Below are 21786 nucleotides of genomic sequence, written 5' to 3' on the forward strand. Positions count from 1 at the left end.
TTGCATCACCGCAGACACTGGCCATAATGACGGCCTTGAAATCATCCCAGCCTATGAAGGATCGCCTGTGAGCCAGACCCTGATCGCCGCCCTGCAAAACCCGGCCCTGTACCCGCATCCGGTGGAAGGGTTCCAGGTCATCGAGACGCACATTTCCTGGGTGATACTGACCGGCCCCTACGCCTACAAGATCAAGAAACCGATGAACTTCGGCTTTCTGGACTTCTCCGCACTGGCCGATCGCGCCCACTTCTGCGCCGAGGAGCTGCGCCTCAATCAGCGCCTGACCTCCGATCTGTACCTGCAGGTGCTGCCGATCACCGGCAGCGCGGAAGCGCCTGTGCTGGGCGGCGAAGGTGAGCCGATCGAATACGCACTGCAGATGCGCCAGTTCGAGGGTGGCAATCTGTTGAGCACGCTGCAGGCCAACGGTGAACTGACCCAGGCGCATGTAGATTCGCTGGCGCGGCAGATTGCCGACTTCCATCGTGCGGCCCCCGTGGTCGCCGATACGCACGAAGCCGGCACGCCGAAGGCGGCGATGGCTCCGGTCGAACAGAACTTCGAGCAGATTCGCCCGTTCCTCACCGACAAGGATGACCTGGCCCAGCTGGATGCCTTGCAGGCCTGGGCACAAAGCAGTTATGTGCGCCTGGAACCGCTGCTGGCGCTGCGCAAGCAAGAAGGGTTCATTCGCGAGTGCCATGGTGACATCCACTTGGGCAACGCTACCGTCATCGATGGCGAAGTGGTGATCTTCGACTGCATCGAGTTCAACGAGCCGTTCCGGTTCACCGACGTCTATGCCGACATCGCCTTCCTGGCCATGGACCTGGAAGACCGCGGTCTGAAGAGCCTGGCGCGGCGTTTCATCAGTCATTACCTGGAACTGACCGGTGATTACCAAGGCCTCGAACTGCTGAACTTCTACAAGGCCTACCGCGCGCTGGTGCGGGCCAAGGTGGCGCTGTTCAGCCTGTCGCCGGACGCCACCGGCGTACAGCGTGCAACGACGCTGCGCCAGTACCGCAACTACGCCAACCTGGCGGAAAGCTACAGCGCCATCCCTTCGCGCTTCCTGGCCATAACCAGCGGCGTATCGGCAGTGGGCAAGAGTCACGTCGCCCTGCGCCTGGTCGAAGCACTGGGCGCCATCCGCCTGCGCTCGGACGTGGAGCGCAAGCGCTTGTTCGGCACCCAGACCGCCGAGACAGGCCTGTATGACGCCAGCACCAGCGAAGCGACCTACCTTCACCTGCACAAGCTGGCGGAACACGTGCTGCGCACCGGCCTGCCGGTGGTGATAGACGCGACGTACCTCAAAGCCGAGCAACGCGCGGCAGCGGCGCAAATCGCCGAGTCCACCGGGGTGCCTTTCCTGATCCTGGATTGCAACGCGCCGGCAGCGGTGATTTCCAGCTGGCTGCAGCAGCGTCAGGCCCATTCCGACGACCCCTCCGATGCCACCCAAAGGGTGATCGACGCTCAGCAAGCGAGCCGCGAACCGTTGAGCGAGGCCGAGCTGTTGCAGACCCGTCGCGTGGAAACCCATGAAAGCGGCAGTCTGGACAAATTGGTGGAGCAGATCCGCCAACGCCTGCCAGGGCTGTAACACACCGTAGCGCTCGATCCGAGCAGACCGGCCACGCGGCACGCCGGTCTGCCGCCGCTACACTGTTTGCTGCTGCCTGCCCCATCGTTCCCCCTCTCATGCCTTGGCCGACGCCAGGAGGTTTGATGACCGATGAACTTCTGGCCCTGAAGAATCTGGGCAAGACCTCCGCTCAATGGCTTCATGCTGTCGGTATCCACAATGCTACCGATCTTCGCCGGGCAGGTGCCGTACAGGCGTACTGCGCAGTGAGGCATCGCGGTTTTCGTGCTTCGAAGGTGCTTCTCTACGCGATCGAGGGAGCATTGCGGGATGTGCACTGGAGCGAATTGTCATGCGAACGCAAGCAGAGCCTGAACCGTCAGGTCGCGGCCCTGCTGCCTCCGGGCAGGTTCTAGCACCCATTTTGCACAGCCGACGCAAATAAATGCGCAGAGCACTTGACTCTTAAATGAGAATCGTTATGATTATCACATCCAGTCGCGAGACTGGTGATCTCTGGAAGGCCCTTGGTTCGGACTTTCAGATGTCTCCTCATCAGGCTAATCACGGTTATTGACCCGGCACTTTGCCGGGTCTTTTTTTGCCTGTAGATCCGTAGCGCCCTGCCCCGCGAAGGCTACAGAAGCACCGGCAGGCAACGGTCGATGACGATCTCGTGGGAATCCAGGTGCACGCCATAGGCCAACACCTCGACACCGGCATCCACCGCCTGGCGCAACGCCAGCGCGTAGCCTGCGTCGATCTCCGACGCCGGTCTTACGGCGTCCACGCCATCGATGTTGACGCAATACAGCTGTACAGCGCGCACTCCGCTGCGGGCCAGCGCGGCCAATTCACGCAGGTGCTTGGCGCCTCGCTGGGTCACGGCATCGGGGAACGCTGCGATGCGGCTGTCGGCAAAGCCCAGGGTTACGCTCTTCACTTCGACCCACGCGGAGCCATGCGGGTAATCCAGACGGAAGTCGATACGGCTGCGCTCCTGGCCATAGGGCACCTCGCGCTTGAATGCAGAGAATCCGGCCAGCTCCGCTATCCGGCCGGCGATCAACGCTTCCATCTACCAGCGCATTGGCCCGCGCAGTATTGATGCAGGCCAATCGGCCCTGCGGCGTTTCACTGATCTCCCAGGTACCCGGCAACTTGCGCTTGGGGTCGTTCGAACGCGTGAACCAGACGCGACCACCGGGCATCATGCAGTTGAGCATCGAGCCGGTATTGGGGCAGTGAATGGTCAGCCGCTCGCCGTCTTCAAGCTCGATGTCGGCAAGAAACCGCTTGTAGCGCTGGATCAGACGCCCTTCTTCCAAGGCCGGTGAGAAGATCATCTTGCCTGCCAGCTTTGCAGGCCACGAGCGATCCGCGCCACGGCCTGTTCCAGACGTGGAAGGCTCTGTGTGTAGGCGAAGCGGACATGGTGGCCCGCTTTGTGACGACCGAAGTCCAGCCCCGGCGTGAAGGCCACGTGCTCGGTTTCCAGGAAGTATTGGCAGAATGCGAAGGCATCGTCGCTGAATGCACTGATATCGGCGTACAGGTAGAAGGCGCCTTCAGGCTCGACGGCAATGGCGAAGCCCAAGTCGCGCAGCGCAGGCAACAGATAATCGCGGCGCTGGCCGAATGCTTCGCGGCGCTGTTCGAAGATCTCCAGCGTGGCCGGCTCGAAGCAGGCCAGTGCCGCATGCTGCGCCATGCTCGGGGCGCTGATGTACAGGTTCTGCGCCAGTTTTTCCAGTTCGGGGATAGCCTGAGGGGGTGCAACCAGCCAGCCGAGGCGCCAACCGGTCATCCCGAAATACTTGGAAAAACTATTTAGGACGAAGGCATCGTCATCCACTTCCAGCACACTGGCGGCGGTCGTGCCATAGGTCAATCCGTGATAGATCTCGTCGACCACAAGATGGCCCTGGCGATCCTTCACGGCCTGGCTCAAGGCACGCAATTCGTCGCGACTCAGTAACGTGCCGGTGGGGTTGGCCGGGGACGCTACCAAGGCTCCGACGCTGTGCTCGTCCCAATGCTGCGCCACCAGCTGGGCGTTGAGTTGATAACGCTGCTCAGGACCCACCGGGACCAGTTGGGCAGCGCCTTCGACCAGGCGCAGGAAGTGCCGATTGCACGGGTAGCCGGGGTCGGCCAGAAGCCAGTGCTTGCCGGGATCGACCAGCAGGCTGGCCGCCAGCAGCAAGGCGCCCGAGCCGCCCGGGGTGATCATGATGCGCTGGGGATCGATGTCCAAGCCATAGCGCTGTCGATAGAAGCCGGCGATGGCTTCGCGCAGTGCCGGCAGCCCCCGTGCAGCGGTGTAGCGGGTATGCCCGGCGGCCAATGCGGCCTGTCCGGCAGCAACGATGGGGGCGGCCGTGGTGAAGTCCGGCTCGCCGATTTCCAGGTGGATCACATCGTGCCCCTGGCTCTGCAGTTCATTGGCCCGGGCCAGTAGCGCCATCACGTGAAACGGTTCGATGGCGCGACTGCGTGCGCTGTAGAGCGGAGCCATGGGGATTCCTTGTGGCAGCGAAAAAAGCCGATTCTACCGAACCTTTGCATCGAACGTTTGCACCGAACGCGCGATCGAAACCCACCACATCGTGCCTGCGACGCAGGCGTTCCAGGCACGACAACCGGGAGTAGCGCGTGCTGGTTCGATCTGGTAAGTTCGCCGGCTTGCAGTCGCAGGGCCGGCGGGTGCCGGAGAAGGATCATCCTGCGCAATGGATTAGTAGAGCGAGAGGCGGTTGATTCATGCCCACCAATGAAAAGCAACAAAACACTGGCAACTTGTCCGGTTTCGCTCCCTACGTTCCGACGAAGGGCGAGGAGTACATGGGCAAGCCGATGCGTGCTCACTTCACCAAGATCCTGAACAAGTGGAAACAGGACTTGATGCAGGAAGTGGATCGCACCGTCGACCACATGAAGGACGAAGCCGCCAACTTTCCTGACCCGGCCGATCGGGCCAGCCAGGAAGAGGAATTCAGCCTCGAATTGCGCGCTCGCGATCGTGAACGCAAGTTGATCAAGAAGATCGACAAGACGCTGCAGTTGATCGAAGACGAAGAGTACGGCTGGTGCGAATCCTGCGGCATCGAGATCGGCATTCGCCGCCTTGAGGCACGTCCGACCGCCGATCTGTGCATCGACTGCAAGACCTTGGCGGAAATCAAGGAAAAACAGGTCGGCAAATGACCTGTCGACAAAGGGGCGCCACGGCGCCCCTTTGTATCTGTATTGCCCGTAGAATCCTGCGCCCATGACAACCCCTCCTTATATAGGTCGCTTCGCCCCGACTCCGAGCGGCTACCTGCATTTCGGCTCCCTGGTGGCCGCCCTGGCGTCCTGGCTGGACGCACGCGCTGCGGGCGGTCGCTGGCTGGTGCGCATGGAGGACCTCGATCCGCCGCGGGAAGTCGCCGGTGCCCAGGCAGCCATCCTCCAGACGCTGGACAGCTACGGGTTGCACTGGGATGGCGAGGTGGTCTATCAAAGCCTGCGTCATGACGCCTACCAGCAGGTGATCGACCGCTTGCTCGCGCAGGGGCTGGCCTATGCCTGTACCTGCTCGCGCAAACAGCTGGAACCCTATCAAGGCATCTATCCCGGCACCTGTCGCAATGCCGGGCACACGACCGAGGATGCAGCCATCCGCGTGCGCGTTCCGGAACTGCTGTATCGCTTCGAGGACCGAGTGCAGGGTGCATATTCGCAGCATTTGGGCCGCGAGTCGGGGGACTTCGTCATCCGTCGTCGCGACGGTCTGTATGCCTATCAACTGGCGGTGGTGCTGGACGATGCCTGGCAGGGCGTGACGGATATCGTCCGCGGGGCCGACCTGCTGGATTCGACACCGCGCCATCTGTATCTGCAGGAGTTGCTGGGGTTACCACAACCGCGCTACCTGCATGTCCCTCTGATCATCCAGCCCGATGGCAACAAGCTGGGCAAAAGTTACCGATCTCCTCCCCTGGATCCGGATCAGGCAGCTCCCCTGCTGGTGCGTGCCCTGCGCGCGCTGGGCCAGGCACCTGAGGCCGATCTGGCCGACGGCAGCGTTCAGGATGTGCTGGGCTGGGGCGTGGCGCATTGGAACAGTGATGCGATTCCCCGTGTGCGCACGGTGGCAGAGGCGCAGCTGGGCGAGTGATCGGCAGCCGGGGCATACCCGCCCCTTCGCAGCGACACGCCGATCCGCTACCATCGCCGCACCGTTTTTGCACACGACCCTACCCCGAGGCCAGCATGTATATCTATCGATTGGTCCTGCTTCTGGTGGTGGGGATCTACCTGTTCTCCCCCGCCATCATGGACTGGTGGATCGAGCCCACCGGTGCGTGGTATCGACCCTACCTGCTATGGCTGATTCTGATCGTGGTGACCTTTATCCTGCAGAGCCAGCGTGATGCCGATGAGCTTTAGCCTTACCCAGATGTTGCTGGTCAGCGCAGCCTACCTGCTGGTGCTGTTCGCGGTAGCCTGGATCAGCGAACGCGGCATGATCCCACGGGCGATCATTCGCCATCCGTTGACCTACACCCTGTCACTGGGCGTCTACGCCAGCGCCTGGGCATTCTATGGCACGGTTGGCCTGGCCTATCAGTATGGCTATGGTTTTCTGGCCTGCTACCTGGGAGTGTCCGGCGCCTTTCTGCTGGCGCCGGTGCTGCTGTATCCGATACTCAAGGTCACGCGCACCTATCAGCTGTCATCGCTGGCCGACCTGTTCGCCTTTCGCTTCCGCAGCACCTGGGCCGGCGCGCTGACTACCGTGTTCATGCTGGTCGGCGTACTGCCGTTGCTGGCGCTGCAGATTCAAGCGGTTGCCGATTCCATCGGCATCATGACCGGCGAGCTGGTGCAGAATCGAGTGGCGTTGAGCTTCTGCGTGCTCATCACTTTGTTCACGATCTTTTTCGGCTCGCGTCATATCGCGACCCGCGAGAAGCACGAGGGACTGGTGTTCGCCATTGCCTTCGAATCGGTGATCAAGCTGATCGCGGTGGGCGGTATCGGCCTGTACGCCCTGTACGGTGTATTCGACGGGCCGCACGATCTGGAGCAATGGTTGCTGCAGAACCAGACCGCGCTGGCTTCGCTGCATGCGCCCCTGCAAGAGGGGCCCTGGCGCACGCTGCTGCTGGTGTTCTTCGCGTCGGCGATCGTCATGCCGCACATGTACCACATGGTCTTCACCGAGAACCTCAACCCGCGTGCGCTGGTCAGCGCCAGTTGGGGGCTGCCGCTGTTCCTGTTGCTGATGAGTCTGGCGGTGCCGCTGATCCTCTGGGCCGGTCTGCGTCTGGGCGTCACCACCAACCCGGAATTCTTCACGCTGGGGGTCGGCATCGCCGCCAACAGTCAGGCGCTGGCGCTGCTGGCGTACGTCGGCGGGCTCTCTGCGTCCTGTGGACTGATCATCGTCACCACCCTGGCGCTGTCGGGCATGATGCTCAACCACCTGGTGCTACCGCTGTACCAGCCGCCGGCCGAGGGCAATATCTACCGCTGGCTGAAGTGGACGCGTCGAGCCTTGATCGTCGCCATCATCATGGCCGGCTATGCCTTCTACCTGCTGCTGGGCGCCAAGCAGGACCTGGCTCACCTGGGTATCGTCGCCTTCGTGGCCACGCTGCAGTTCCTGCCGGGTGTGCTGTCGGTGCTGTACTGGCCCACGGCCAATCGCCGCGGATTCATCGCCGGTCTGTTGGCGGGCATGGCGGTCTGGATGGTAACCATGCTGTTGCCGCTGATCGGCAACCTGCAAGGCTTCTACATTCCGCGCTTGAACATGATCTACGTGCTCGACGATACCAGCTGGCACATGGCAGCCATTGCTTCGCTGGCGGCCAACGTCTTGCTGTTCACGCTGATCTCGCTGTTCACCGCTGCCAGCACCGAGGAGGTCAGTGCCGCCGAAGCCTGTGCAGTGGACAACGTACGCCGCCCGCAGCGCCGCGAGCTGCACGCCGCCTCGCCCCAGGAGTTCGCTACGCAGCTGGCCAAACCGCTGGGCGCCAAGGCTGCCCAGCGGGAGGTGGAACAAGCCCTGCGCGATCTCTACCTGCCCTTCGACGAGCGACGGCCCTACGCCTTGCGCCGTCTGCGTGACCGGATCGAGGCCAACCTGTCCGGCCTCATGGGCCCTAGCGTGGCCCAGGACATGGTCGAGACGTTTTTGCCCTACAAGTCGGGCAGCGAAAACTATGTGACCGAAGACATCCACTTCATCGAAAGCCGCCTGGAAGACTACCACTCGCGCCTGACCGGCCTGGCCGCCGAGCTGGACGCGCTGCGTCGCTACCACCGCCAGACCCTGCAGGAATTGCCCATGGGCGTCTGCTCGCTGGCCAAGGATCAGGAGATCCTGATGTGGAACAAGGCCATGGAGGACCTGACCGGGGTGCCTGCCCAGCACGTGGTCGGCTCGCGCCTGGTGACCATCAGCCAGCCATGGCGCAGCCTGCTGATCGACTTCATCAACGTGCCCGACGAACACTTGCACAAGCAGCGCCTGGCTCTGGATGGGCAGACCCGTTGGCTGAACCTGCACAAGGCCGCCATCGATGAGCCGCTGGCACCGGGCAACAGTGGCCTGGTGGTGCTGGTCGAGGACCTGACCGAAACGCAAATGCTCGAAGACAAGCTGGTGCATTCCGAACGCCTGGCCAGCATCGGCAGGCTGGCGGCCGGGGTGGCCCACGAGATCGGCAACCCGATCACCGGCATCGCCTGCCTGGCGCAGAACCTGCGCGAAGAGCGCGAGGAAGACGCCGAGATCACCGAACTGAGCAGCCAGATTCTCGAACAGACCAAGCGCGTGTCGCGCATCGTCCAGTCGCTGATGAGTTTTGCCCATGCCGGTGGCCACCAGCACAGCGATGAGCCGGTCAATCTGGCCCAGGTGGCCCAGGATGCCATTGGCCTGCTGGCCCTGAATCGCCGCAACTTCGAGATCCAGTTCTACAACCTGTGCGACCCCGAGCACTGGGCCGTGGGCGATCCACAACGCCTGGCACAGGTGCTGATCAATCTGTTGTCCAATGCGCGGGACGCCTCGGTGGCCGGGCGGCGCGGTACGCGTCAAGACCGAGGCGAGCGAACAGACCGTCGACCTCATCGTCGAAGACGAGGGCAGCGGCATTCCCAAGAACATCATGGATCGGTTATTCGAACCGTTCTTCACCACCAAGGATCCGGGCGAAGGGACGGGACTGGGGCTCGCTCTGGTCTATTCCATCGTTGAAGAGCATTATGGACAGATCACCATCGACAGCCCGGCCGATATCCAGAGCCAGCGCGGTACCCGGATTCGGGTGACATTGCCGCGTCATGTCGAAGCGACGTCCGCTGTGAACTGAGACCGTCGAGAGAATAGAATCAATGCCGCATATTTTGATCGTCGAAGACGAAACCATCATTCGATCTGCCCTGCGTCGCCTGCTCGAACGCAACCAGTATCAGGTCAGTGAGGCCGGCTCCGTGCAGGAAGCACAGGAGCGGTTCAGCATTCCATCGTTCGACCTGATCATCAGCGACCTGCGCCTGCCCGGTGCGCCAGGCACCGAGCTGATCAAGCTGGGCGAAGGCACTCCGGTACTCATCATGACCAGCTACGCCAGCCTGCGCTCGGCTGTCGACTCGATGAAGATGGGCGCGGTCGACTACATCGCCAAGCCCTTCGATCACGATGAAATGCTCCAGGCTGCCGCACGCATCCTGCGCGATCGGCAAAGCGCACCGGCGGCGGCCGTCGAACGGCCGGCAAACAAGCCAGGCGCCGACAAACCAGCCGCGCAGAACGCCAATGGCGATATCGGCATCATCGGCTCCTGCCCGCCCATGCAGGATCTCTACAGCAAGATCCGCAAGGTGGCTCCGACCGATTCGAACGTGTTGATCCAGGGCGAATCGGGCACTGGCAAGGAACTGGTCGCCCGAGCCCTGCACAACCTGTCCAAACGTGCGAAGGCGCCGATGATCTCGGTCAACTGTGCCGCGATCCCGGAAACCTTGATCGAGTCCGAACTGTTCGGCCATGAGAAAGGTGCCTTCACCGGCGCCAGCGCCGGGCGTGCCGGACTGGTCGAAGCCGCCGATGGCGGAACGCTGTTTCTCGACGAGATCGGCGAGCTGCCCCTGGAGGCTCAGGCACGTCTGCTCAGGGTCCTGCAGGAAGGCGAGATTCGCCGCGTGGGCTCGGTACAGTCGCAGAAAGTCGACGTTCGCCTGATTGCCGCGACTCACCGTGACCTGAAAAGCCTGGCCAAGCTGGGCCAGTTCCGTGAGGACCTCTACTACCGCCTGCACGTGATCGCGCTGAAGCTGCCACCATTGCGCGAGCGTGGTGCCGATGTCGGCGAGATCGCCAAGGCGTTCCTGATTCGCCAGAGCGCCCGGATCGGACGTACCGACCTGCGTTTCGCCGCCGATGCCGAGCAGGCGATTCGGCAGTATTCCTGGCCAGGTAACGTTCGCGAACTGGAAAACGCCGTCGAGCGCTCGGTGATTCTCAGCGAGAGCACCGAGATATCGGCCGAGCTGCTGGGCATTGACATCGAACTCGCCGATCTGCAGGACACCGATGACTTCGTCGGCCTGCCTTCCCAACCGAACGGGGCGAACAACACCGCTCACGACCCCACCGAAGATCTTTCCCTGGAAGATTATTTCCAGCACTTCGTGCTGGAGCATCAAGACCACATGACCGAGACCGAATTGGCGCGCAAATTGGGCGTCAGCCGCAAGTGTCTGTGGGAGCGTCGACAGCGCCTGGGCATCCCGCGACGCAAGTCGAGTGTGGCCAGTGAAAGCTGATACGTTTCAGCTCTAGCCCGCGGGTTTCGCGGCTTGACGGGTAGCCGTGACAAACTGTTACCCTAGGCCTGCGACGTAACAAAACACGGTTCTATCGGTAACGAATCCCGGGTCGATTCTGACCCTCGACCACCGGCCTTTTACCCGCAAAGCCCCGTTCTACAGGGTCTCGCAAAAGTTGGCATGGGACCTGCTATATCTCTGGTACAAGAACAACAACAAGCAAGCAAACCCATAACAAGAACAAGACGAATCGACTCACGCATAACAAGAACAACACGGCGGAGGCGCAGCTAACTGATTCTTTTGGAGAGGCGTTGTTTTTGGGGAAACCCGCAGCCAGGCAGAGAACTACAACAACTGCTTTGAAGCAGAAGCCAGAACTGGTTGGATCACCGCGATCATCACAGCACAGCGACCAAAGCAATCCGTTTGCTCTTGCTCCCGAATAGGGAGCCACCCCCGAACCCAGGTTCGGTGGACAGGGCACTCAACAAAAACAAGAAGCCCGACAAAAAATAAAAACAGAGCACGCAACTACTTCTTGGGGAGCTTCGGCTCCCCTTGTAGTTTCCGGCTTTTGTCCTGCCGCTTGCGCCGACCGGCGCTGCCTCCTACACCATCCCTCGACTAAATGCTAGAATCCCCGCCCATCATGCGGTCGTTCTTCGTATATGGCCGAAAATCCCTTCAAACAGTGCATCCCATGCTGAAGAAGCTGTTCAAGTCTTTGAATACTCCCGCGCGTCACCCGCAGCACCGGCGCACCACGCCCGAAGTGCTCAATGCTGGTCAACACTCGCTGCAACGCAGCCAGTTCAGCCGCCACGCCGTGGGCATCGTCGAGCGCCTGCAGAGCGCGGGTTATCAGGCCTATCTGGTAGGCGGTTGCGTACGTGACCTCATGCTGGGCATCGTGCCCAAGGATTTCGACGTCGCCACCAGCGCCACGCCCGAGCAGGTCCGTGCCGAGTTCCGCAACGCGCGCGTGATTGGCCGGCGCTTCAAGCTCGTACACATCCATTTCGGCCGCGAGATCATCGAAGTCGCAACCTTCCGTGCCAATCATCCGGAAGAGGATGACGAACAGGATGTCCATCGCTCCTCGAGCAGCGAAAGCGGACGCATCCTGCGCGACAACGTCTACGGCACCCTGGAAGACGACGCCCAGCGCCGCGACCTGACCATCAATGCCTTGTACTACGATCCGGTCAGCGAACGGATCCTGGACTACGCCAATGGCGTGCACGATGTGCGCAACCGCCTGATTCGCCTGATCGGCGATCCAACCCAGCGCTATCAGGAAGATCCGGTGCGGATGCTGCGCGCCGTGCGCTTCGCCGCCAAGCTGGACTTCGGCATCGAGAAGCACACCGCTGCGCCGATTCGCGAACTGGCGCCGATGCTGCGCGAGATACCGTCGGCACGCCTGTTCGAGGAAGTGCTCAAGCTGTTCCTGTCCGGCTACGCGGCCGATACCTTCGAGATGCTGGTCGATCTGCACCTGTTCGACTCGCTGTTCCCGGCCACCACCCAGGCTCTGGAAGACACGCCGACCTACACGCACACGCTGATCAGCGAGGCGTTGCGCAATACCGACCTGCGCATCAAGCAGGGCAAGCCGGTTACCCCTGCCTTCCTGTTCGCCGCCCTGCTCTGGCCGGCGCTGCCGGCGCGTGTACTGCGCCTGCAAAGCCGCGGCATGCCACCGATTCCGGCGATGCAGGAAGCAGCGCACGAGCTGATTGCCGAACAATGCCAACGCGTCGCCATTCCCAAACGTTTCACCATTCCAATCCGCGAGATCTGGGACATGCAGGAACGTCTGCCGCGACGCAGTGGCAAGCGCGCCGACCTGTTGCTCGACAATCCACGTTTCCGCGCCGGCTACGACTTCCTGTTGCTGCGCGAAAAGGCCGGCGAAGAAACCGATGGCCTGGGCGAATGGTGGACCGACTATCAGGACTGCAACGACAGTGAACGCCGCGACATGATCGCCGACCTGGGTGGCAAGGACGAGTCTGGCGCGCCACGCAAGCGTCGTCGTACCGGCGCCAAACGCAGCAAGCGTGGCGAGGCCGACGAATAAGCATGGTGCGGGTACACATCGGGCTGGGCAGCAATCTGGACAGCCCGCAACGGCAACTGCGTGATGCCCTGCAGGCCATGGCTGAGCTGCCGGATACCCGACTGGTCGAAGCCTCATCGTTCTATACCAGCGACTCACTGCTGCCCGGCCAGCCTCGCTATAACCAATGCCGTGGCGGCGCTGGACACCGAGCTGGCCCCACTGACGCTGCTCGACGCACTGCAGGCGATCGAAAGCGATCAAGGCCGTGAGCGTGGCGAGCGCTGGGGGCCGCGTACTCTGGACCTGGACATCATCACCTACGCTGATCGGGTGATCGACGAGCCTCGCCTCAAGGTGCCGCACTACCATCTGCACGCACGCGCGTTCGTGCTGTATCCGTTGGCCGAGCTGGTGGACGAGGCATTCGTATTGGCCGATGGCCGCAGCCTGCGCGCGCTTCTGGCTGCCTGCCCGTTTGTGGGGCTGGACAAGCTGTAGCGCCGGTGAGGCCTCTTCGCGGGCAGAAGGCTTGCCGCCCGCCCCGCTCCTACAAAGAACGTGTTGGATTGGGCTTCCGGACCTGTGGGAGTGGGCTCTGCCCGCGAAGAGGCCTTCAACCCAATTGACTTCCCCGGTCGTGCTCACGACTATAGGCGGCCCGTTGCACCCTGAGGTGCCAAACGGCGCGAAACCAACGTTTATGCGTGGGTTTCCAAACATCACGACAGATGATGTTGTGTCGACACAGCGCCAGTCCGAGGATTTTTTTCATGCCCGAAATCACCCTGACCACCCTGCAGAGCCTCAAGCTCAAGGGTGAAAAGATCACCATGCTGACCTGCTACGACGCAACGTTCGCCCACGCCGCCTCTGCGGCAGGTGTCGAAGTGTTGCTGGTGGGCGATTCACTGGGCATGGTTTTGCAGGGGCATGACAGCACATTGCCCGTGACCGTTGCCGACATGGCCTACCATGTGGGCAGCGTGAAACGCGGCAACACAGGCGCGTTCATCGTGGCCGACCTGCCTTTCATGGCCTATGCCACCAGCGAGCAAACGCTGACCCACAGCGCTTTGCTGATGCAGGCCGGGGCACACATGGTCAAGCTCGAAGGGGCTGCCTGGCTCGCCGAGTCGGTCCGCCTGCTCGCCGAGCGGGGGGTTCCCGCGTGTGTCCACCTGGGCCTGACCCCACAATCGGTCAACCTGCTCGGCGGCTACAAGGTGCAGGGGCGCCAGGATATCCAGGCGCGCCAGATGCGTGCCGATGCCATCGCCCTGGAACAGGCCGGCGCGGCCATGCTGCTGCTCGAGTGCGTGCCCGTCGAACTGGCAGCCGACATTGCCCAGGCGGTGAAGATTCCGGTCATCGGCATCGGCGCCGGCAGCGCCGTGGATGGCCAGGTGCTGGTGCTGCACGACATGCTCGGGCTGTCGTTGAGCGGCCGCGTGCCACGCTTCGTGAAAAACTTCATGACCGGGCAGAGCGATATTCAAGGCGCCCTGCGCGCCTATGTGAACGCCGTCAAGGCGGTTGATTTTCCTGCACCTGAACATGGATTCGCCTCATGAACACCGTCAAGACCGTCCGTGAACTGCGCGCCGCCGTGGCCCGCGCCCGTGGCGAAGGCAAGCGTATCGGCCTGGTGCCGACCATGGGCAACCTGCACAGCGGCCATGCGGCGCTGGTCGCCAAGGCCACCCAGCGTGTCGATTTCGTGGTGGCCAGTATCTTCGTCAATCCTTTGCAGTTCGGCCCCAGCGAAGATCTGGACAAGTACCCGCGTACCCTGGCTGCCGATCAAGAGCGCCTGGTGCAAGCGGGCTGCAGCCTGCTGTTCGCACCCTCGGCTGCCGAGATGTACCCCGACGGCATGGCCGGGCAGACCCGTGTGAGCGTTCCGCAACTGTCCGAAGGTCTGTGCGGCACCAGCCGTCCCGGCCACTTCGAAGGCGTGGCGACGGTGGTCAGCAAGCTGTTCAACATGGTTCAGCCGGATCTGGCCGTCTTCGGTCAGAAGGACTATCAGCAACTGGCGGTCATTCGGGCGCTGGTGCGCGATCTCAACATGCCGATCCAGATCATCGGTGAGCCGACCGTGCGTGCCGAAGACGGCCTGGCGCTGTCGTCGCGCAATGGTTATCTGAGCGAAGAACAACGTGCCCAGGCACCGTTGCTGTACCAGGTGCTCAGCCAGGTGGCGGCACAGATCAGCCAGGGCCGTCGCGACTATCCGCTGCTGCTGGACCAGGCCAGGCAAGTCATTGCCCAAGCGGGCTTCGTGCCCGAGTACCTGGAAGTGCGTCACGCACTGACCCTGCGGCCAGCCACGGCCGATGACCGCGATCTGGTCATTCTGGTCGCGGCCAACCTGGGTACCACGCGACTGATCGACAACCTGCACCTGGACCTCGATCACGACCCTCAGCACGGCTGAGCCAAGACGGCTCGAAAGTCGTTCACGCATCGTCCACTAGGCGCAGACAGAACGCGCGCGGCGGTTTAAGGTGGTGCAGCGTCCGAACCGTGCATTGGCAGCCGATCAGCGGCCCCGCAATGACCCTGGCCGCCTGTTGGATCTTTTGATGCAACAGGCACGCAACCGGCCGAGCGTTCCAATGTCCAAAGGCAGTTCAAGAAAAAGGAAATTTGCAGCGATGGCGTACTACCGAACCCCGCACGACGTGACTACCCTGCCCGCTTGGCAGGCGCTAACCCAGCACCGCGCTGCCATGCAAGACTTCAGCATGCGCGATGCCTTCAACGCCGACCCTCAGCGTTTCGAGCATTTCTCCCTGAGCGCCTGCGGCCTGTTCCTCGACTATTCGAAAAACCTGATCGACACGCAGACCCGCGACCTGCTGGTAGAGCTGGCCAACGAAGTGGATCTGCAAGGCGCCATCAAGGCTATGTTCGCCGGCGAGCTGCTCAATGCTTCCGAAGGTCGCCCGGCTCTGCACACCGCTCTGCGCCGTCCGGTTGGCGACAAGCTCAACGTCAATGGCGTCAACGTGATGCCGGACGTGCACAAGGTTCTCAACCAGATCACCGAGCTGGTCACGCGCATCCATGACGGCCTGTGGCGCGGCTATACCGAGAAGCCGATCACCGACGTGGTGAACATCGGTATCGGTGGCTCCTTCCTCGGCCCTGAGCTGGTGTCCGAAGCCCTCCTGCCATACGCGCAGAAAGGCGTGCGCTGTCATTACCTGGCCAACATCGACGGCAGCGAATTCCACGAGCTGTCGGCCAAGCTGCGTGCCGAGACGACCCTGTTCATCGTTTCCTCCAAGTCGTTCAGCACCTTGGAAACCTTGAAGAACGCCCAGGCCGCGCGGGGCTGGTACCTGGCACAGGGCGGTTCGGAAGCCGAGCTGTACCGTCACTTCATCGCCGTGTCGAGCAACAATGCTGCCGCTGTGGAGTTCGGTATCCGCGAGGAAAACATCTTCCCGATGTGGGACTGGGTGGGTGGGCGCTATTCGCTGTGGTCGGCCATCGGCTTGCCGATCGCCATGTCGATCGGCATGGCCAACTTCAAGGAGCTGCTGTCGGGCGCCTACACCATGGACCAGCATTTCCAGTCGGCACCGTTCGAACAGAACATGCCGGTGCTGCTGGCCCTGCTGGGCGTGTGGTACGGCAACTTCTGGGATGCCAAGAGCCACGCGATCCTGCCGTACGACCACTACCTGCGCAACATCACCAAGCACTTGCAGCAATTGGACATGGAATCCAACGGCAAGAGCGTGCGCCAGGATGGCACGCCGGTGAACATCGACACCGGCCCGGTCATCTGGGGCGGCGTCGGCTGCAACGGTCAGCACGCCTATCACCAGCTGCTGCATCAAGGCACCCACATGATCCCGGCCGACTTCATCGTTCCGGTAGTGAGCTTCAACCCGGTTGCCGACCACCATCAGTGGCTGTTCGCCAACTGCCTGTCGCAGAGCCAGGCGCTGATGCTGGGCAAGAGCCGCAGCGAGTCGGAAGCCGAACTGCGTGAACGCGGCATGGCGGAGGAAGACGTGCTGAGACTGGCGCCGCACAAGGTCATTCCCGGCAACCGTCCGAGCAACACCCTGGTGGTCGAGCGCATAAGCCCACGTCGCCTGGGCGCGCTGGTTGCAATGTATGAACACAAGGTGTTCGTGCAGAGCGTGCTGTGGGGCATCAATGCCTTCGATCAGTGGGGCGTGGAACTGGGCAAGGAACTGGGCAAGGGTGTCTACCAGCGTCTGATCGGTGAAAACGAAACGACTGCCGAGGATGCTTCGACCCAAGGCCTGATCAACTACTTCCGCGGCCGTCACCGCGGCTGACCCTCACACGGTCGCGACGCTGCTGGGCAGCGCCGCGACCGTGCGATCCCTCGCAGCACCGGGCAATTGAGGTAGAATTGCCACCCTCCTTTTTTCGTCAGGCGCCTTGCATGCCCGCTTTGATCCAGGCGCTGCGCGCCGCCCTCGACGCTCGTTCGTCATTGCTCGACTCATTGCATGAACAGGGTACCGATTGCTATCGCCTGTTCCACGGCAGCCAGGAAGGTGCCGGTGGCCTGACCGTCGACCGCTATGGCCCACAGTTGCTGGTGCAAAGCTTCCACCAGACGCTGGAGCGTGAAGACCTGTTGGCCTTGCACGGTGCGGTCGAGCAGCATCTGCAGACACCGCTACTGCTGGTGTACAACGACAGGTCACGGGGCAATTCGCGGATCGATCGGGAAGACACGGTGTATCGCGCCGAAGACGCCGCGCTGGTGGATCTGGTTGGACACGAATGGGGTCTGAACTATCGCGTGCGTGGCCGTCATCCTGGCCAGGACCCGTTGCTGTTCCTCGACCTGCGCAATGCCCGTGGCTGGGTCAAGCAGCACAGTGCCGGCAAAAGCGTGTTGAACCTGTTCGCCTACACCTGCGGCGTTGGCCTGAGTGCAGCGGCAGGCGGTGCCCGTGAGGTGTGCAACCTGGACTTTGCCGAAGGCAATCTGGCGGTCGGTGCCGAGAACGGAGCGCTGAACCCCGAGCTTGCGCCCATGCAGTTCATCCAGTCGGACTATTTCCCGGCCATACGCCAGTTGGCCGGGCTGCCGATCACCGCGCGCCGAGGCCAGAAGCTGCCCGCCTACCCGCGCTTGCCGCAGCGTCAGTACGACCTGGTCTTTCTCGATCCGCCAGCCTGGGCGAAGAGCGCATTCGGTACGGTCGATCTGCTGCGTGATTATCAGAGCCTGCTCAAACCAGCGATTCTCGCCACGGCCGAGAACGGTGTACTGGTCTGCTGTAACAACCTGGCGAAGGTCAACCTGGACGACTGGCGCGATCAGGTGCTGCGCTGCGCCGAGAAAGCCGGTCGGCCTGTACGTGAATGCTCGGTACTGGCGCCAGCCGCTGATTTTCCATCCAGCGATGGTCAGCCACCCTTGAAGACGCTGATCCTGAATTTCTAGTTTTCCTACATCAACTGGTGAAAATTCCATGACTTACGTGGGCTGAGTCATAGGAACCACATTGACGTGCCATACTCCAAGCACCTCCGATCACGTCAGATGGCCCCATTTCCATGTCCAAAGGATTGAAACGCACCGCTGCCACCCTCGTGGCGCTGGTTGCGCTGTACGCGATGCTCGGTTTCCTGATCCTCCCCGGCGTAGCGCTGCGGGTAGCCAATCAGCAGCTAGCGGCCTACTCCACCGTGCCTGCACAGTTGCAGCGGTTGGAGTTCAATCCGTTCAGTCTCGAGCTGACCCTGTGGGGGCTGAAGATCGGCGAGCCCGGCGCCGAACAGATCGGTTTCGAGCGGCTGTACGTTAATCTGCAAGTGGACAGCCTGTGGACCGGCGCCTTGCATCTGGTCGCAGTGGAAATGGACAGGCCGCAGACTCAAGTACTGTTCGACAAAAGCGGCAAACTGAACCTGAGCGCTCTGTTCAAGCTTCCGGCCAGCGATACCGCTGCCGAGCAGGACGCGCCTTCCGAGCCCTTCGCCTTGCGCATCGGCAGCATCAAGCTGGTCGATGGGCGTTTGCATTTCAAGGATCTGCGCCCCAGCCAGCCCATCGAATTTCTATACGACTCGATGAATCTGGAGCTGCAGAACCTCAGCACATTGCCGGACGATCATGCCGACATGACCCTGGTTGCCAACAGCCCTCAGGGCGGTCGTATCGACTGGCGCGGCCGGATCGGCCTGAGTCCGGTGTCGTCCCAGGGGTCGTTGAAGGTGACCGATGCGCAGATGAGCGTCTGGTGGCCGTACGTGCGCGACAGCGTGCCGTTGGTTCTGGAAAAGGGCGTGTTCACCCTGAGTGCCGATTACAACCTCAATCTGGCCAAGCAGACCGAGCTGAAACTGGACAAGGTGGCGCTGAGCGTCGCGCCCTTCGCGATCGCGGCTCCCGATGGACGTCCCCTGGCTCGGCTCGAACGCCTAGACGTCAGCGACACGTCGATCGACCTGGTCAAGCAACTAGTCAGTGTCGGTCGGATACGCAGCCACAAGCTGGAAACCTGGGCCGCCCGCGAGGCGGATGGGCAGCTCGATTGGCAGAAGCTGTTCGCCAGCTCGGCACCGCAGCAGCCAGCACCCAAAGAACCGACGAGTTCGCCGGCCAAGCCCTGGCAGGTGCTGCTCAAGGATGTCCAGCTGCGTGACTACCAAGTGCATCTGGCCGACCGTGTGCCTACCGATGAGGTCGCCATGGACGTGGGCCCACTCAACCTGGACCTGCATGACTTCGACAGCCTCAACGGCGCGCCCTTCACCCTCAAGCTCGATACCGGCCTGGGCAAGCAAGGTCATGTGCAGGCCAGCGGCGAGGTCAGTCTGGCACCCGTTACCGCTCGTTTGAAGGTCAGCACCCAGGACATCGACCTGCGTATCGCGCAGGCCTACATCAGCCCGCTGATTCGTCTGGAACTGCGCAGCGGCATGCTCGACAGCGATCTCGATGTGCAACTGACCGGCACCGAGCCCTTGGCCATGACCGTATCCGGTCGCGCCGAAGTCGATCAATTGCACACGCTCGATACGCTCAAGGAGCGCGACTTCGTCAAATGGCAGCACCTGACCCTGACCGGTCTGGAGTATCGCCACGGCGATCGCCTGGACATCGAACGGGTCCAGCTGCAGCAGCCGTATGCGCGCTTCATGATCAACGAGGACCGCACCACCAATATCGACGACCTGCTGATTCCGCAACCGGCGCAGCCCGCCGAGCCGGTCCGGGCTGGCAAACCGGCCGATGCGGAAACGCCAATGGGCATCCGCATCGGCGCCGTGGACATCGACAACGGCTCAGCCAACTTCGCCGACTTCAGCCTGACGCCCAACTTCGCCACCGCCGTCCAGCAACTCAACGGGCGCATCGGCACCATCGACAACCGCCAGGCCAAGCCAGCGCGCATCGACATCCAGGGCAAGGTCGATCGCTATGCGCCGGTGACCATTTCCGGTGCGCTGAACCCGTTCGATCCGATGGCCAGCCTGGACATCACCACCAGCTTCAAGCGCGTGGAACTGACCACGCTGACGCCCTACTCCGGCAAGTTCGCCGGTTATCGCATTCGCAAGGGCCGTCTGAATCTTGACCTGCACTACCTGATCACCAAAGGCCAGCTCAAGGCGGAAAACAAGCTGCTGGTGGAACAACTGCAGTTGGGTGACAAGGTCGACAGCCCCGACGCAGTGGATCTGCCGTTGCGGCTGGCGATTGCCCTGCTCAAGGATTCCGAGGGCAAGATCGCCATCGAGCTGCCGGTGAGTGGCGACCTCAACAGCCCCCAGTTCAGCGTCATGCCGATCGTCTGGCAGACCCTGCGCAATCTCATGGTCCGCGCCGCTCAGGCACCGTTCAAGTTCATTGGCGGGCTGGTCAGTGGTGGTGGGTCGCAGGATCTGAGCACCGTCTCGTTCCGCCCAGGCTCCGATGAGCTCAGTGCCGAGGCGCAAGCGGCGCTGATGAAGCTGGCGACCGCCTTGAAGGAACGTCCGACCCTGCGCCTGGAAATCGAAGGCACCAGCGCCCAGGCCAGCGACGGCCCGCTGATTGCTCAACAGCGGCTGGAGCGCGAATACCAGAGCACCTACTATAAGATGGCCCAGCGCCGCGGCGACAAGGTCCCGGCCACGGCTGCCGAGATGCAGGTGCCCGAAGACGACAAACCGCCGATGCTCGAAGCCATCTACCGCACTCGACTCAAAGGCCAGCCGCCGGTGGAATGGCAACAGCTGGACATCAAGGCGCGCGCCGACAAGTTGCGTGAGGCGGTGCTCAAGTCATGGGCGTCGAACAACGCATTGCTGCGCCAGCTGGGTCAGGCGCGCGCTGGCAGCATCAAGGATTTCCTGGTCGACCAGGGCCAACTGGCTGACGAGCGCGTGTACTTCATCGATGCGGCCCTGGGTCAGGCTGAAAAAGACGGGCGCATCATCACCCCACTGCATCTGGATGCCGAATGAACAAGTTGATTTGGATGAGCTGCGCGCCTTTGTTACTGGCGCTGTGCAACACGGCCAGCGCTGCCTCGACGATGCGCTGCGGCAGCACTCTGGTGTCGCTGAATGATCGTACGGTTCAGGTCGAGCAGAAGTGTGGTGCTCCTGCGAGCAAGGCACAGACTGGCTATGAGCGTTCAGGCCCGATCAATCGGCGGGTAGAACTGCCCATCGAGGAATGGGTGTACGGACCGTCCAACGGCATGAGCCAGTACTTGAAGTTCGTCGGTAGCCGTCTGGTTCAGATCGAGAGCAGCCGCAATTGATTCGCCATTGATTGGTACCCAATTCGCGGGCGTAAAAAAGCCCCGGCGCAGGACGCCTGGGCTTTGAGTGGCCACATCCCTGTGGCCTTCGCATGAAACTTACTCGGCTTTCAGGCCATCAGCGGAAACAGCTTTCACGCCTTTGATTTTCTTGGTGATGGCGACGGCAGTTGCCTTCTGAGATTCGGTCACAGCAACGGTCGACGACAGGGAAACCACGCCTTTGTTGGTCTCTACCTTGATGTCGGTGCCTGGGATGCCTTTCTCGGTGACCAGATCGGATTTGACCTTGGTGGTGATCCAAGTGTCGGAAGTTGCTTCTTTGGCGTGAGTAACTTCACCAGCAGCAACCACCATAGGAGCCTGGGTGGACTGTTGAGCGAAAGCAGCGTTGGCCATGGTCAGGGTCAGCGCGGTAGCAGTAGCGGCAGCAATTGCGAACTTCTTCATACGATTCACTCCTGTTTTTTGAAAAGGTCTGCGACCATTTAATGTCTTGGTGGCAGGTGACAGGGATGTTGCAGGCGTCA

15 protein-coding genes and 3 pseudogenes are annotated in these 21786 nt (G+C 62.0%); 15 read left to right on the top strand and 3 right to left on the bottom strand.

The genetic code is table 11. The features are described from left to right. Positions 1-67 precede the first annotated feature (67 nt). Positions 68-1612: a bifunctional aminoglycoside phosphotransferase/ATP-binding protein gene (locus ABMD26_RS07735; RefSeq protein WP_354308831.1), complete on the top strand. Its 1545-nt coding sequence runs from the start codon at positions 68-70 to the stop codon at positions 1610-1612. A 125-nt stretch (positions 1613-1737) separates the two neighbouring features. After that, complete coding sequence (locus ABMD26_RS07740) at positions 1738-2010, top strand: TfoX/Sxy family protein (RefSeq protein WP_049858687.1); 273 nt, start codon at positions 1738-1740, stop codon at positions 2008-2010. Positions 2011-2231: 221 nt separating this feature from the next. Here ABMD26_RS07740 and sfsA read toward each other — a convergent pair. Further along, a pseudogene (gene sfsA / locus ABMD26_RS07745) lies at positions 2232-2940 on the bottom strand (DNA/RNA nuclease SfsA). After that, on the bottom strand, positions 2937-4112 hold the full coding sequence (locus ABMD26_RS07750; RefSeq protein WP_354308833.1) for a pyridoxal phosphate-dependent aminotransferase: 1176 nt from the start codon (positions 4110-4112) through the stop codon (positions 2937-2939). Before ABMD26_RS07750 ends, sfsA begins: the two are co-directional and overlap by 4 nt. Before the next feature lie 245 nt (positions 4113-4357). Between ABMD26_RS07750 and dksA the strand changes: the two genes are divergently transcribed. The 13 genes and pseudogenes from dksA to ABMD26_RS07815 all read left to right on the top strand — a co-directional run bounded on the left by dksA (position 4358) and on the right by ABMD26_RS07815 (position 21256). Next, the gene (gene dksA, locus ABMD26_RS07755; protein WP_049858684.1) at positions 4358-4801 is read left to right on the top strand and encodes an RNA polymerase-binding protein DksA; all 444 of its coding nucleotides are present in this window, start codon (positions 4358-4360) and stop codon (positions 4799-4801) included. A 64-nt stretch (positions 4802-4865) separates the two neighbouring features. Beyond that, a complete protein-coding gene (gene gluQRS / locus ABMD26_RS07760; protein WP_049858683.1) occupies positions 4866-5756 on the top strand; it encodes a tRNA glutamyl-Q(34) synthetase GluQRS in 891 nt (296 codons plus the stop codon). 95 nt (positions 5757-5851) lie between these two features. Continuing rightward, a complete protein-coding gene (locus ABMD26_RS07765) occupies positions 5852-6028 on the top strand; it encodes a hypothetical protein (RefSeq protein ID WP_003250005.1) in 177 nt (58 codons plus the stop codon). Then, positions 6012-8967, top strand: a pseudogene (locus ABMD26_RS07770) (sensor histidine kinase). Before ABMD26_RS07765 ends, ABMD26_RS07770 begins: the two are co-directional and overlap by 17 nt. Positions 8968-8989: 22 nt before the next feature. Next, entirely contained in the window at positions 8990-10423 is a 1434-nt protein-coding gene (locus ABMD26_RS07775) for a sigma-54-dependent transcriptional regulator (RefSeq protein ID WP_134723054.1), read from the top strand. 706 nt (positions 10424-11129) lie between these two features. Then, on the top strand, positions 11130-12512 hold the full coding sequence (locus ABMD26_RS07780) for a polynucleotide adenylyltransferase PcnB (protein ID WP_354308845.1): 1383 nt from the start codon (positions 11130-11132) through the stop codon (positions 12510-12512). Between the two features lie 2 nt (positions 12513-12514). Further along, a pseudogene (folK, locus tag ABMD26_RS07785) lies at positions 12515-12992 on the top strand (2-amino-4-hydroxy-6-hydroxymethyldihydropteridine diphosphokinase). A 272-nt stretch (positions 12993-13264) separates the two neighbouring features. Further along, positions 13265-14065 (top strand): 3-methyl-2-oxobutanoate hydroxymethyltransferase, encoded by an 801-nt coding sequence (gene panB / locus ABMD26_RS07790; protein ID WP_122743205.1) that lies wholly within the window; start codon positions 13265-13267, stop codon positions 14063-14065. Continuing rightward, on the top strand, positions 14062-14931 hold the full coding sequence (gene panC / locus ABMD26_RS07795) for a pantoate--beta-alanine ligase (protein ID WP_056845247.1): 870 nt from the start codon (positions 14062-14064) through the stop codon (positions 14929-14931). The genes panB and panC overlap by 4 nt, the downstream gene beginning before the upstream one ends. Before the next feature lie 220 nt (positions 14932-15151). Further along, positions 15152-16816 (top strand): glucose-6-phosphate isomerase, encoded by a 1665-nt coding sequence (gene pgi, locus ABMD26_RS07800; protein WP_134723059.1) that lies wholly within the window; start codon positions 15152-15154, stop codon positions 16814-16816. 110 nt (positions 16817-16926) lie between these two features. Further along, complete coding sequence (locus ABMD26_RS07805) at positions 16927-17943, top strand: class I SAM-dependent rRNA methyltransferase (RefSeq protein ID WP_134723060.1); 1017 nt, start codon at positions 16927-16929, stop codon at positions 17941-17943. Between the two features lie 113 nt (positions 17944-18056). Then, positions 18057-20954, top strand: coding sequence for a DUF748 domain-containing protein (locus ABMD26_RS07810; protein WP_354308848.1), 2898 nt, complete (start codon positions 18057-18059; stop codon positions 20952-20954). Next, a complete protein-coding gene (locus tag ABMD26_RS07815) occupies positions 20951-21256 on the top strand; it encodes a DUF2845 domain-containing protein (RefSeq protein WP_354308849.1) in 306 nt (101 codons plus the stop codon). Before ABMD26_RS07810 ends, ABMD26_RS07815 begins: the two co-directional genes overlap by 4 nt. 99 nt (positions 21257-21355) lie before the next feature. Here ABMD26_RS07815 and ABMD26_RS07820 read toward each other — a convergent pair whose 3' ends face one another. Continuing rightward, entirely contained in the window at positions 21356-21706 is a 351-nt protein-coding gene (locus ABMD26_RS07820; RefSeq protein WP_354308851.1) for a BON domain-containing protein, read from the bottom strand. Between the last annotated feature and the right edge of the window lie 80 nt (positions 21707-21786).

It is taken from the genome of Pseudomonas sp. PvP001, assembly GCF_040546375.1.
Classification (GTDB): Bacteria; Pseudomonadota; Gammaproteobacteria; order Pseudomonadales; family Pseudomonadaceae; genus Aquipseudomonas; species Aquipseudomonas coleopterorum.

Bases quoted from the DNA above. Each gene is read 5' to 3' on its own strand.
- dksA (WP_049858684.1), top strand. From the start codon at position 4,358: ATGCCCACCAATGAAAAGCAACAAAACACTGGCAACTTGTCCGGTTTC.
- ABMD26_RS07775 (WP_134723054.1), top strand. From the start codon at position 8,990: ATGCCGCATATTTTGATCGTCGAAGACGAAACCATCATTCGATCTGCC.
- ABMD26_RS07810 (WP_354308848.1), top strand. From the start codon at position 18,057: ATGTCCAAAGGATTGAAACGCACCGCTGCCACCCTCGTGGCGCTGGTT.
- ABMD26_RS07815 (WP_354308849.1), top strand. From the start codon at position 20,951: ATGAACAAGTTGATTTGGATGAGCTGCGCGCCTTTGTTACTGGCGCTG.
- panB (WP_122743205.1), top strand. From the start codon at position 13,265: ATGCCCGAAATCACCCTGACCACCCTGCAGAGCCTCAAGCTCAAGGGT.
- gluQRS (WP_049858683.1), top strand. From the start codon at position 4,866: ATGACAACCCCTCCTTATATAGGTCGCTTCGCCCCGACTCCGAGCGGC.
- panC (WP_056845247.1), top strand. From the start codon at position 14,062: ATGAACACCGTCAAGACCGTCCGTGAACTGCGCGCCGCCGTGGCCCGC.
- ABMD26_RS07765 (WP_003250005.1), top strand. From the start codon at position 5,852: ATGTATATCTATCGATTGGTCCTGCTTCTGGTGGTGGGGATCTACCTG.
- ABMD26_RS07820 (WP_354308851.1), bottom strand. From the start codon at position 21,706: ATGAAGAAGTTCGCAATTGCTGCCGCTACTGCTACCGCGCTGACCCTG.
- ABMD26_RS07780 (WP_354308845.1), top strand. From the start codon at position 11,130: ATGCTGAAGAAGCTGTTCAAGTCTTTGAATACTCCCGCGCGTCACCCG.
- ABMD26_RS07750 (WP_354308833.1), bottom strand. From the start codon at position 4,112: ATGGCTCCGCTCTACAGCGCACGCAGTCGCGCCATCGAACCGTTTCAC.
- pgi (WP_134723059.1), top strand. From the start codon at position 15,152: ATGGCGTACTACCGAACCCCGCACGACGTGACTACCCTGCCCGCTTGG.
- ABMD26_RS07805 (WP_134723060.1), top strand. From the start codon at position 16,927: ATGCCCGCTTTGATCCAGGCGCTGCGCGCCGCCCTCGACGCTCGTTCG.
- ABMD26_RS07740 (WP_049858687.1), top strand. From the start codon at position 1,738: ATGACCGATGAACTTCTGGCCCTGAAGAATCTGGGCAAGACCTCCGCT.